The organism is Carboxylicivirga sp. M1479, from assembly GCF_007097485.1.
Lineage (GTDB): Bacteria > Bacteroidota > Bacteroidia > Bacteroidales > Marinilabiliaceae > Carboxylicivirga.
In genome coordinates this window covers 1-12,552 of record NZ_VKDE01000008.1, presented here as the reverse complement: position 1 = coordinate 12,552, position 12,552 = coordinate 1, and the positions used below count along the sequence as shown (strand labels likewise).

The window sequence follows — 12,552 nt, the reverse complement described above, 5'->3', positions numbered from 1 at the left end:
AGTCATGGCGCTTATTTCATGCCACACAAAGCTTGATTAATTAAGGGTAATTACTAAATTCGATCATTCACAGATAATTCTGACAAGCATGAGAACCCTCGTCTTATTCCTTATTTTATTAATTACTCCCAATAGCTTTGCAGCCGATTTACATGATTATTTATTGCCCTTACCCCAAACCATTACATTAAATAATGGAAAACTAATGTCTCAAAAGGGCGACATTTTTATTCAAAGCAAGGCCTCACAACTTAACAAGCCATTACTAAAGATCCTTTATTCACTAGAACAAACAGGAATTAAAGCACAGCTAACACCATTATCTATCGCCATTAAGCCAAGCATATTAAAGGCATCAATAAACGATTCATTAAAACAACAAGCCTATCAACTCAGCATCACTACTAATGGCATCATTATTCAAGGAGGTAGTGCACAAGGATTATATTATGGCTTGCTTAGCTTACAGCAAATAGGCCAGTTTGCCGAAGTTGTTGGTTACTGGCCAACTTTAATAATTAGCGATGAACCCGATTTTGAACGACGTGGAGTTATGCTCGATATCAGCCGAGATAAAGTGCCAAGTATGCAAACATTGTATTCGATTATTGATAAGTTGGCATCGTGGAAAATAAACGAAATACAACTTTATACTGAACATACTTTTGCCTATCAAAATCATAAAACGGTATGGAAAGATGCTAGTCCGATGACGGCAGAGCAAATCAAAGAATTAGATCACTATTGCAGCGAACGTTTTATAGATCTGGTGCCCAATCAGAATTCATTTGGCCACATGAAGCGCTGGCTAAAGCATCAGGAATATGAACATTTGGCTGAACTACCAAAGCCAGGAAAAACCATTTGGGGCATGATGTCGCGCACAAGCTTAAGTCCTGTTGAAACTGGATCGTTTGAATTGATGAGTGAATTATACAGCGAGTTACTACCAAATTTCACTAGTCAATATTTTAACATTGGATGCGATGAAACTGTAGAATTAGGTGTAGGAAAATCAAAAGCTTTATGTAATGAAATAGGAAAAGGAAGAGTATACCTCGACTTTGTAATGAAATTAAAAAAGGAAGTTGACACTTATGGTAAAACTACTCAGTTTTGGGGAGATATTATTTTACATCATCCCGAATTAATTCCAGAATTACCCAAAGATATGGTGGCGCTGATATGGGGTTATGAAGCAAATTATCCCTTTGATAAACACTGTCCCAAGTTTAAAGAAGCTGGCTTACCTTATTATGTTTGCCCTGGCACGTCAACCTGGAATACCATTATCGGTAGGAACAGCAATGGTTTTGCCAACCTAAAAAATGCAGCCATCAATGGCAAAAAGCATGGGGCAAGGGGCTTTTTAAACACCAATTGGGGCGATCAGGGGCATTGGCAACCGCTTTCGGTGTGTTACCCGGCTTTATTATATGGCGCAGCTTTAAGTTGGAATGTTGAGAACAATAGCAACATAAACATTGCTCAACAAGTATCAATTCAGGTATTTAATGATCGTACTAATTACAGTGGTCAAGCGCTTGTGAACCTAGGTAATGCCTACCTAAAGATGGGTGCGATCACCGACAACAGCAACATCTTTCACCAATTGCTAAAACGCAACAAGCGTTCAATTAAAACCGATCGATGGTTAAAACGTACCACTAGCCATAAAACTACTCTTACCATCAACTATATTCAAGAACAAATGGCACTTCTCAGTAGAGCCGAATTAGCATGCCCCGATTCAGAAATCGTTTTGCAGGGAATAAACCAAGCCAGCCAATTGGCACTTCATTCCTGTAAATTAGCTTTGGCCAAACTGAATACAGAGGATGGTAATTTTTCAAGCATTCCAGAAATCGAAAAAGAACTATTGAGAAATGAGCTAAGTGAGCTAATTAAGTCGCACCAAACAATTTGGCTATTACGAAATCGTGAAGGAGGCCTAAAAGATTCAGCTGCAAAAATGCAAGCAGTACTTCGCACTTACAATTAATCTATTTGCGGAGCAACAAGCACTTATAATGTATTCAAAAGCAAAACTTTGTAGATAGTTCATTAGCGATCTAGTGCTACAATCTCAACTTTATGGCAACAAATAATTACTAGTTCAAAATATTTTTTAACGCCACTTAACACAAAAACTGCTTATTTTTGCGCTCAATCTTTGGCGACTTTTAAACATCAACGACCAAACGTTCAAAGCTTCTCACCTTGAAGCCCAAAACAATGTTTTGCAAGCCTTGAATTTTGCAGGTGTTTAAAAGGGCAAGGTCTCGCCCAATGGTACATCAAAATATAATTTACACGTATTATGAAACGATATTGGCGTTTGTTTCGACCTCATTATGCCGAAACTCAAAAGCTTGCTTTGCCTGTAATTATTGCGCAAATTGGGCAAATAACGGTTGGACTGATTGATAACATGATGATTGGACAACTTGGCAAAACCGAATTAGCTGCCGCTTCATTTGCCAACACCTTGTTTGCTTTACCTTTAATATTTGGGATGGGTTTTGCTATGGCTATTACACCTTTAATTGGTAAAGCCTATGGTAATGGCAACAGTAGCGAACTAAAGGCTTTACAAAAAGCGGCATTTATCACCAATTTTATAATGGCCTTAATATTAATAGCGGTATGTATAGCTATTTATGTTTTTATGCCTTTAATGGGGCAACCCAAAAACATACTCTTCCAATCGCAATCCTTTTTTAGTATTATTAGCTTATCCATACTGCCGCTAATGATCTTTTTAAGTGGCAAACAAGTTGCAGAGGGGCTTTCCAATACACGCCTAGCAATGGTTATAACATTGGGTGCCAATATCATTAACATTGCCGGCAATTACCTGCTTATTTTTGGCAAATTTGGAGCTCCTGAATTGGGTTTATATGGCGCAGGCTGGTCTACCTTGCTCGCCAGGCTAATAATGGCAATAGCCATACTCATCTCCATTCGAAAACTCAAAGTACTTACGATAGAGCACATTATCACATCAACAAAAACCCTTATCCAATCCACTGGGAAAATTATTAAGCTAGGCATTCCCATGGGATTACACTTATTCTCTGAAGCCTCAGCCTTTATTGTTGCAGGTATAATGATTGGTTGGATTAGCGAAACAGGGCTAGCAGCCCACCAAATTGTATTAAGTATATCCACATTGGGCTTTATGCTCTATCAAGGTATTGGATCAGGCACAACCATTCGTATCAGTCAGTTTTCGGCACGACAGGTTCCAACACTAATGCGACAGGCATCTACGGCCTCGCTACAAATAGTGATAATAATGGTTGTAATTATTTCTGCAGGGCTTATCTTGATGAGAAACAAGCTTCCATTGCTTTTTTCAACAGATCCAGAAGTTATAGAAATGGCGTCGAAAATGATAATTGTATTGGTTATTTTCCAATTGTTCGATGCGATACAAATTATTTATTCAAGCATATTAAGAGGCATGGCAGATGCTACAGTTCCCGGTATTCTAACAATCATCTCATACTTCTTTATTGCTATACCATTCAGCTATTGGGCTGCCTTTGTAGGCGGGTATGGCGAAATTGGTATTTGGTTAGGCTTTCCACTTGGTTTGGGAATATGCGCCCTCTTGTTTCATTTCAGAGTAATGAAACTACACAGAAAAGCAGCCTTACTTTCAACTTAGAAGCAAAAAGTATTAAAAAGTATTAATTATAAATACACCCTGTGAATTTTGAATAGAATCGATACTTTTTAAAACTAAATACAACACCCCCCCTTAAAAACAAAGAACAAACGCTTTTATTTTATAATTTATCATCACAACACCCCCTTCAGACACACCACAAAATCACTTTAAAATCAACTTTTTCACATACACACCCCTATAATTAATGGTTATTTTGTAATTATTTAACACTTTTAACCTTGTCAACCCCAAAATAATCTCCATCTTTGTAATGGATTTTTTCATAAAAACTTGGATTTAGTTAGCTGATTTAAGGGTAAGGACAGATAAACGTATCTGTCCTACTTTTTTTTAAAGACGTTTCCGATTAAAAAATCCTCACCGCATATAACGCTAAGTGCTCATTCCACATTGCATTGTAATACAACAGCACTACCCAAATTCTTCTTAGCCCTTACATTATTATTTCTCAACTATACCTCTTCCCAATTTGAGTAAAGAATTTACATAGGCAAGTACAATTTATATCAGTCTGCAAGTAAAAGCGCTATTTTACTTTAAAATACATACACCCCCTACTCATTTTAATACAATTCAATATATTTTAAAAAAACACAAGCCATTACCCCCTCTAAAAATAAAAATCATTAGTAATTATTATACTTTCTCAGACACCACCCCTTCTTTAGTGGGTATTAACTTAAGTTTTACCACACTTTTCAATCATCAACCCCCAATTTATTGATCATTTTACAATTATTTAACACAATTACACTTGCATACCCCAAAATAATCTTCATCTTTGTAATGGATTTTTTCATAAAAACTTGGATTTAGTTAGCTGATTTAAGGGTAAGGACAGGTAAACGTATCTGTCCTACTTTTTTTTTTACAACACATCACTACTAAAACAAAAAAACCAACACATATCTGCATTGGTTTTACCACTATCCTATCCTTATAAAGTCCCTATTCTTTACTTTCTCTTCATAAACAAATGATCACTCACTAATTATCTCTACTCAAATACTGTCGTATCGCCAAGATAACACCATTATCATCATTACTCAAAGCCTCAAACCTAGCAACCTCTTTTATCTGAGGGTGGGCATTTTCCATAGCATAACTATACTTTGCCCTTTGAAGCATCTCTAAATCATTTAGGTAATCACCAAACACCATGGTCTCCTCAGGTGTGATGTCCCAATCATCTTGCAACCTTTCAATGGCCTTTCCTTTATTAATTCCTGTAGCCATTACATCGAGCCAGATCGGACTTGAAGTACTGATTTGAAATCTATCACCAAAATTCTTAAGCAAATTAGGGTATACTTCTTGCTCCAAGGCGTCAAAATGATTAACTGCAATTTTAAGTATCTTGTCTTTCACTTCTAGCAAATCATCAACCACACTATAACGCGCATAATACTTTATCAACTCTGTCATAAATTCATCCGATGCTCCACGCTGAATATAAGCTCCTTCTGCGCCACACAACACCACATTCGCACCTTCATTAGCCAGCAAGCTTTTAACCAATGGCTTCATTTCCATCTCGTCAAGCGACTTAACCACCAATTTTTGATTATCATGGTCTATAAAGCCTCCATTCTCAGCAATAAAAGAAATATCATGTTTTAAGTGATCAAATTCATCAACCAAAGTATAATACTGACGACCACTAGCAACTACAAAACGTATTTTTGCATCTTGCATCATCCTATACACTTCGGTAAAATCACCTGGCAGTTGCTTTTTTGAATTTAGCAAGGTTCCATCCATGTCAGATACAATCATCTTCACCATATTCCTATTATTTTTGTTTTTATGAGAACAAATGTAGCCTTATAAACAAGTCTCTTCTAACTTTTAATGTTAACAATCACTAAGCAACAAACAACACTTCGTTTAAAGGCATAAAAAAACCCGCAAAAAGCGGGTTTCAAATATCATTTTAAATCTCAATTACTTTACTTGAAATTCAAATTCCACATCAGTTGGTGGCAAACATGTTTCATTATCGCAACACATAAATGTCAAATACCCTTTTACTGTTGCTGGTCGATTTGTAATACGCACATTATGAGTAAGTGTAGCCTCATGCTTAAAATAAGGAACCTCCATATCAAATACTTCATCGTGCTTTACTGTTGGCTTAGTTACCTCAACTGGCTTTTTAATTTCTTTAGCATTAACCATGTCTTCGAAAGTAAACTCCGTTGCAACCGGACCACCTTCAGGTACATTCAAGCCATAAGTCTTCCATCCATCTTCTACAGTTGCATGAGCCACAACCTGCACTTCATACTGATTAACTTCTTTAATTTCAAACTTCCACTTTACAGGCTCTTGCATTTGAGCACTCACGCCTACCGCCCCAAATATTAGGAGCATCATCAAGGCAAAAATGTTTTTCTTCATCATTTTGCTTAAGTTTTTAAGTCTCGAACTAGTTTCCCAGCACACATTTAAATTGAATGGTAAATATACGACCAAAAAGCGATTCGCAATACTCGATCCGCACATCGGTACAAATATCATGTTTATATAAGACACTTATTTTCATAATTAGGGTGACATGAATATCGTTAAAGATGTTAAGCACTTGTTAAAGCCGATTAACACACTACAATTAATTCAGTATTTGTAATTCTCATTACAATGTAAATATGTAGTTTTGATTACAACAATTAACTTAAACAACTAAATTAAATCACACCATGAAAAAGACCTTAAGTTTACTATTTGTTGCAATCGCACTCATTGCTTGCAACTCGTCACAAAAGAAAACAAGCGAATCGGACCAAAACACAATCAAATCTGTATCTGTTGATAAACTATTAGGTCAGGCAGAAACTCTAGTCGATCAAACTATTAAAGTAAAAGGACACGTTACTCACACTTGTAAGCACTCTGGCAAACGATGCTTTCTAGTTGGCGACAATGAGCAATTTACAATCAGAGTTGAAGCAGGTGGTAAAATCACAGGCTTCAACCGCGATCTTGTTGGTAATACAATTGAAGTGGAAGGCATATTAAAAGAGAGACGCTTATCCAAAGAGTACATTGACCAAATGGAACATGAGGTTAATGAAAAAGCAAAAGAAGATGGAACCGCTGAAACCTGCGCCACAGAGATGAACAACATAAACGACATGCGTAGCTGGATGAAGTCCAACAACAAAGACCACTACTCTATATATTTTATTGAAGGCACTAATTATGAAATGGTCAAGTAAAACAAGAAAATGGCTGCGCATCATCCATAGAGATCTTGGCTACCTAATGGTTGGCATCACCATTATTTATGGCATTTCAGGCTATATACTTAACCATATGGAAAGTACCGACCCAGCCTATGAAACCATAGAAGGAACATTTCAAATAGAAGCTCATCTTGACAAAACGACACTTATAAAATCATTGCAAAACCAAAACAACTTCCCAGAGGTTAAACGCATCCTCCCCATTGACGAAGAACATTACAGATTAATGCTCGATGGCGGAATTGGTGTTTATCAAAGTTCCAATGGCGAAGTTGTTTATGAAGAGCATCGCAAGAAACCGTTCATCTATTTCATAAATAAACTACATTATAACAAAGCTGGAGGTTGGACAATAATTGGAGATATCTTTGCCTTTTCACTTATTTTCTTTGCATTATCTGGCTTGTTTTTAGCGAAAGGTAAAAACGGACTCAGAAAACGTGGCAAATGGTACCTCATGGCAGGACTTATCATTCCACTTATATTTGCCTTCTTAATGTAAAACATCTCACAAAGCCCTATAACTTACAAATAGGGCTTTTTTATTTACCTTAGTATTACCTAAAACAACAATCATGAAACGTGTATTATTATTTCTTTGTCAGGGATTTGAGGAACTTGAAGCAGCAGTTTTTACCGATGTTATTGGCTGGACAAGACTAGAAGGCAACGAACCTGTCGAATTAACAACTGCCGGACTAAGGTCAAAAATAAAGTGCACCTGGAACATGACTGTTGAACCGGAGATTAGCTTTGACAAAATAAACGTCGACGATTACGATGCACTTGCCATTCCAGGTGGTTTTGACGAAGCCGGGTTTTATGATGATGCTTACGACGAACGTTTTCTAGAGCTAATTCGCTCCTTTGATCAAAAGAATAAAATAATCGCATCAGTATGCGTTGGAGCCATGCCAATAGGCAAAAGCGGCATTCTCAAAAATCGTACTGCCACAACGTATGATTTATCAGGAGGACACAGAAGAAAGCAATTAAGCGAAATGGGCATTAAAGTATTGGATCAAAGCATTGTTGTAGATGGGAATGTCATTACCTCCACCGGGCCTGCCACTGGTTTAGACGTTGCATTCCTATTACTGAAGAAACTAACATCTCACGAAACAATGATGGAGATTAAAAAACACATGCGCTTTATATAAATCACCAATTATTGCGCATTAAAAAACCCCGTAAGTATTGACTTACAGGGTTTTTCTTAGAATTTCTTTCGCTATCAGCGGAGAGAGAGGGAACTGAAAATTTGCTTTAAGTGCCCTATTCTCAATATTTTACGAATTCATTATTTTAAGTCCTCTGTAAGTCCACCAAAATTGGCTAAAAAATACCCGTTTCAAATGCGTTTTAATGAACTCATTTCCCTCCAAATGTAGCAAAAAGGAACCGAACCTAAAAATGGAGTTATGACAAGTTTTATAAATGAAAACTACACTTTCTAGTTTGCTATACACTAGATGTACCAAGAATTAAAATTTCTTGACCCAAGCACAGATTGCTTCACGGGACTTAATCAAAAATAATTAATTACCACTTGTAAACATCGATTTCTAGTGAAATATTGGCTTGATAGAACTTGTAGTAATGTCGCAAGCATTCCTAAGAAACAATATTTAAAGGTTGTCTGAGTCATCTACATATCATACCTAGCAGCTCTTTGAGCGTTCTTGGTTCTCAATAATTTACCTTGACACCATATTCGTATCTCTTTTGTTAAAATATGCTATTTTAGAAGACTTAAATGGTTAAGCTCGAATCACTGTTAGCCTGATAATAGCTGTCACTGTCAGCAATCACATAATTATAACCTGAAATATTACTTCTAACCTTGTCTTTTCATATGATTATTAATCAACTTCTATTTTTTAGGTTGAACCAACTTGTAATCCTTATCATATTTACTAATCTGATTTTTTCTCCAATTAGGCCCTTCTTTAAACCATTCATGTGGACGAGTAACATCCCAATCACCTAATTTTTTAAGCATGCTAATTACTCGTTCAGGATGCTGAGCTGCTAAATCATTTAACTCCGAAGGATCTTCTTTTAAATTATATAGCATTGGCAAGCGGTCTGGTAAGCGAATCAACTTCCAATCACCTTCCCTCATGGTAGCACTAATTGTAAAACGCCATTTGAGATCATCATGAGGAGCATTGGCAATATCACCACTAACATAAGGAAGTAGATTTATCCCATCTAGTTCGTCTGCCTCTGTAATTTCACCTCCTGCCATACTAACAAATGTAGGTGTTAGATCCAAACTTGTGACAGGTTCTTTAAAGGTAATGCCAGATGGGTCACTTTTAGTGAATTTAATGGTGTAAGGAACGCGTACACCTCCTTCTAATAGAATTCCTTTTTGTCCTCGATATGGCGCATTGATAGAGGCATTGGAGTCACAAGGACCACCGTTATCACTTAAGAAAACTATCACGGTGTTATCGTAAATTTTGTTTTTTTCCAATTCCTTAACTATACGTCCGATATTTACATCCAGTCGATGAACCATGGCACAGTAGGTGCGCCTTTTTTTGTTTTCAACATGTAGATATAGTTCAATGTCATCCTCCGTTGCTTGCATAGGAGTATGTGGCGCATTGAAGGAAGCATAAAGAAAGAAGGGCTCATCTTTATGTCTTTTGATAAAATCCACACACTCATCCCCTTTATCATCCGTCAAATAAGTTATTGCCTGCGGTTCTTTATAGTTACTCTCCAATGGAGCTAGATAGCCTCTGCCATCAGGTTTAGATTTGAAATAATCGTGTCCTCCTACCGGGTAGGTCCAAACCTCCTGAAATCCTCTTTTTGTTGGATGAAAATGCTCCTGATCTCCTAAATGCCATTTACCAATCAATCCCGTTACATAACCTAAATCTTCCAATCGGTTGGCTATGGTTTTTTCGTTAAGGGGTAAACCACTATTTTCTTTTTTGTACTGTGGTAATGTACTAACAGGTAAGTTATTATCAAAGCCAAAATTAACTTGGTTACGTCCTGTCATCAAACCCGCTCGGGAAGGTGCACAAACAGCAGAAGATACGTAACCTTGCTCAAAAATAACACCATCACTTGCCAACCTATCAATATGTGGTGTTTTAATTTGTGTACTCCCCGTGAAACCAACATCCCCATACCCAAGGTCATCAGCCAAAATGATAATAAAATTTGGTTGATTGCTTTTTTCTTTGGCATTTACAATTGAAAACGCAACTTGAATAAGTATCGAGATCGTAAAAATAAATAACCTGCTTAATATAATTCGTTTCATCTTTGTTTATTATTAATTTGATACTGCATTAAGTTTCATTCAGCCAGAATACCAAACTCAGCACCTCCTGCAAAGTCCTGTCCGTTCTGTGAGCTTTTAGCTGTAAAACGGACAAAGCGCGCTTTCACTGGTTTATTAAGCAAGATACGCTTCTCTTTTTTATCCTTAGAGAACTGACCTTCATGTACTGGTTCACCCCAGTTTTCACCATCCATGCTGACATGAATGGTATAGTCCTTTATATCACCGTTTCTACCTCTCTGACGAGGCAAATACGTAAAGCCCTTGATGGACTTAGCTTCCCCACAATCAAAATCGACCCAGTGCGGAAATTGCGCTACCGTGACTGAATACATGGTGTGCCAGGTCGTTGATGGATCGCCATCCACCAGGTTTTTAGCAGAAGTGCCTGAACCCGGCTCTTCACTACTTACAAAGACAACAGTTGTCTCAATCTTTTCAATTTTATTGAAGGTCATGGTCACCTCAGAAGCTTTGTTGCCTTTGAACCAGGCTTTAATGGTGCCTGCATCACGCATAGAAAACGTACTACTGTAATCTCTTGCTTTTCCTCCATTTATTGAATATAGATATTGAGCATCCTCATTAATTGATGAGATTTCAATCATACCATTAGCTGAACGCGTAATCGTAACAGGTACTTCGCCTGATGGAGTCACATGTGCAATTTGATCTAAATCTTTACCGGCAGGACGAATGATAAAACCAAAATCGTTTTGACCGGCATACACACGGTCATGCTTGAGCGGACCACCTTGTCCACAACTGGCACCACCAAGGCCTGTCACTTTCATATCCAAATGAAGAGTTATATCTCCTGCTTCCGGTAATTCATAAATATGAGCCGCTGTTGCTATGTCTTGTGCCGTGTAAGGTAGTGCGCTAACAACCATCTCATCTGCAGCTACAAATACAGCCCCGCTTAAACTGTTATTGGTTAAAGCACACCAACGCGTTTCCTCGTGGTTAGCCATATCCTGTGGTTTCGGGAAATTAACAAACTCTTCTGTTACCCTTGTTGTGTATTTCTCAATATTCTGAGCGGTCTTACGGTCGTTATAGTTACCAATCGGGCCACGCCCATAATACGTCAGGTTTTCGTAGGCCTTTGGAAGCGTCATTGAGTAACCCAGGCGTGGCAACACAAATTGCGCATCATTAGTAGTGATGCTTGACTGCAGCTCAACTGAGCCATCCTGGTAAACTGTCCATATCTGGTTCGTCACGAAACGGAAGTCATCTTCACCAAATTTCTCCTCTGAAAGTTCTTCAACAGTTATAAAGTTGTCACGCGAACCGTGTATAATTGCACCATTAGGCGCTTGCGAAACCACTGTAAAAGCCAGAGTTACCGTTCCGTCAGCATTAGTTCTGATTTTAGAATCAATGGCTTTATGTTTCAGGTTATGAAGACCATTTTTATACCAATTATTATAGGTCCATACATCATTATTCACATAGGCACGGAAGGCGTCCAATTTTGGACCATTACCGTCGGTGATAATCGCTTGTCCATTGTAAACTAATCCATATAATGAACCATCTGCCAGGTTAAATTTAGCGGTGAAGTTTTGACCACTCACCACCTTGATATTATCATCGGCATCACTGAGCTTCACTTTACCGCCTGCTGCTTTAGCCACTTCGGCCATAGTTGGCACTTCTGTTTTTGCTTTTAGTAAGAACTGCTCTTCGGCCTCTACATAACCTTTATCCGCCCATGGCTGATTGTCTTTCAGTGTCAACTGAAGCTTGATAAAGTATTCTGATCCGGCTTTTAAATTGGCAAAATCATAAGGCAACTTGACTGTTGTTTTCGTTCTTGCTGCGATTGGCTCAAAAGCCAGCTGACCGTTTTTAATCTCTGATCCATTTTCCCAAAGCGACCAGCTTAAATTATAATCAGACAATGACTTGAAGTAATACTTATTGAAAATTTCAATAGTAGCTTCTTGAATATCCAAAGCTTTGAAACCAATGTGCTGATACACTTTTTTTACTTCATAATACTGAGGTTTCAGGTCACGCTCGGCAAACAAAATTCCATTCATTACAAACTGACCACTGTTGGGTTTGTCGCCAAAGTCACCTCCATAGGCCAGATAACGCGTACCATCTTCACGGTAGTTATAAACCGCCTGGTCAATCCAATCCCAAATGGCGCCACCACAAAAGAAGTTAGTCGACTCAATGGCATTCCAGTAATCAATCAGGTTACCACAGGCATTACCCATAGAATGCGCATATTCTGAGATATGGAACGGATATTTAATATTCATTTCTCCGGTTACGGCATTATT

9 protein-coding genes are annotated in these 12,552 nt (G+C 37.8%); 5 read left to right on the top strand and 4 right to left on the bottom strand.

The window, feature by feature from the left end:
- Positions 1 to 88 precede the first annotated feature (88 nt).
- Together FNN09_RS06795 and FNN09_RS06790 are read left to right on the top strand one after the other, a co-directional pair.
- Positions 89 to 2,002 (top strand): family 20 glycosylhydrolase, encoded by a 1,914-nt coding sequence (locus tag FNN09_RS06795; protein WP_143300797.1) that lies wholly within the window; start codon positions 89 to 91, stop codon positions 2,000 to 2,002.
- Positions 2,003 to 2,320: 318 nt separating this feature from the next.
- Positions 2,321 to 3,673: an MATE family efflux transporter gene (locus FNN09_RS06790; protein WP_143300795.1), complete on the top strand. Its 1,353-nt coding sequence runs from the start codon at positions 2,321 to 2,323 to the stop codon at positions 3,671 to 3,673.
- A gap of 1,011 nt (positions 3,674 to 4,684) precedes the next feature.
- Here the strand turns inward: FNN09_RS06790 and FNN09_RS06785 are convergent.
- Both FNN09_RS06785 and FNN09_RS06780 read right to left on the bottom strand, forming a co-directional pair.
- Positions 4,685 to 5,482: an HAD family hydrolase gene (locus tag FNN09_RS06785; protein WP_143300793.1), complete on the bottom strand. Its 798-nt coding sequence runs from the start codon at positions 5,480 to 5,482 to the stop codon at positions 4,685 to 4,687.
- Positions 5,483 to 5,641: 159 nt separating this feature from the next.
- Positions 5,642 to 6,100 (bottom strand): protein-disulfide reductase DsbD domain-containing protein, encoded by a 459-nt coding sequence (locus FNN09_RS06780; protein ID WP_185968911.1) that lies wholly within the window; start codon positions 6,098 to 6,100, stop codon positions 5,642 to 5,644.
- 296 nt (positions 6,101 to 6,396) lie between these two features.
- Here FNN09_RS06780 and FNN09_RS06775 point away from each other — a divergent pair, with 296 nt between their 5' ends.
- The 3 genes from FNN09_RS06775 to FNN09_RS06765 all read left to right on the top strand — a co-directional run bounded on the left by FNN09_RS06775 (position 6,397) and on the right by FNN09_RS06765 (position 8,102).
- Positions 6,397 to 6,915, top strand: coding sequence for a hypothetical protein (locus FNN09_RS06775; protein WP_143300790.1), 519 nt, complete (start codon positions 6,397 to 6,399; stop codon positions 6,913 to 6,915).
- Positions 6,899 to 7,444: a PepSY-associated TM helix domain-containing protein gene (locus FNN09_RS06770; RefSeq protein WP_221932438.1), complete on the top strand. Its 546-nt coding sequence runs from the start codon at positions 6,899 to 6,901 to the stop codon at positions 7,442 to 7,444. Before FNN09_RS06775 ends, FNN09_RS06770 begins: the two co-directional genes overlap by 17 nt.
- A 73-nt stretch (positions 7,445 to 7,517) precedes the next feature.
- Positions 7,518 to 8,102 carry a DJ-1/PfpI family protein gene (locus FNN09_RS06765; RefSeq protein WP_143300788.1) on the top strand — a complete coding sequence of 195 codons (585 nt, stop codon included), beginning with the start codon at positions 7,518 to 7,520 and terminating at the stop codon, positions 8,100 to 8,102.
- A 713-nt stretch (positions 8,103 to 8,815) separates the two neighbouring features.
- Here FNN09_RS06765 and FNN09_RS06760 read toward each other — a convergent pair.
- Together FNN09_RS06760 and FNN09_RS06755 are read right to left on the bottom strand one after the other, a co-directional pair.
- Positions 8,816 to 10,231 (bottom strand): sulfatase-like hydrolase/transferase, encoded by a 1,416-nt coding sequence (locus FNN09_RS06760; RefSeq protein WP_143300786.1) that lies wholly within the window; start codon positions 10,229 to 10,231, stop codon positions 8,816 to 8,818.
- 35 nt (positions 10,232 to 10,266) lie between these two features.
- A partial coding sequence (locus FNN09_RS06755) for a discoidin domain-containing protein (RefSeq protein ID WP_143300784.1) occupies positions 10,267 to 12,552 on the bottom strand: 2,286 nt, incomplete at its 5' end.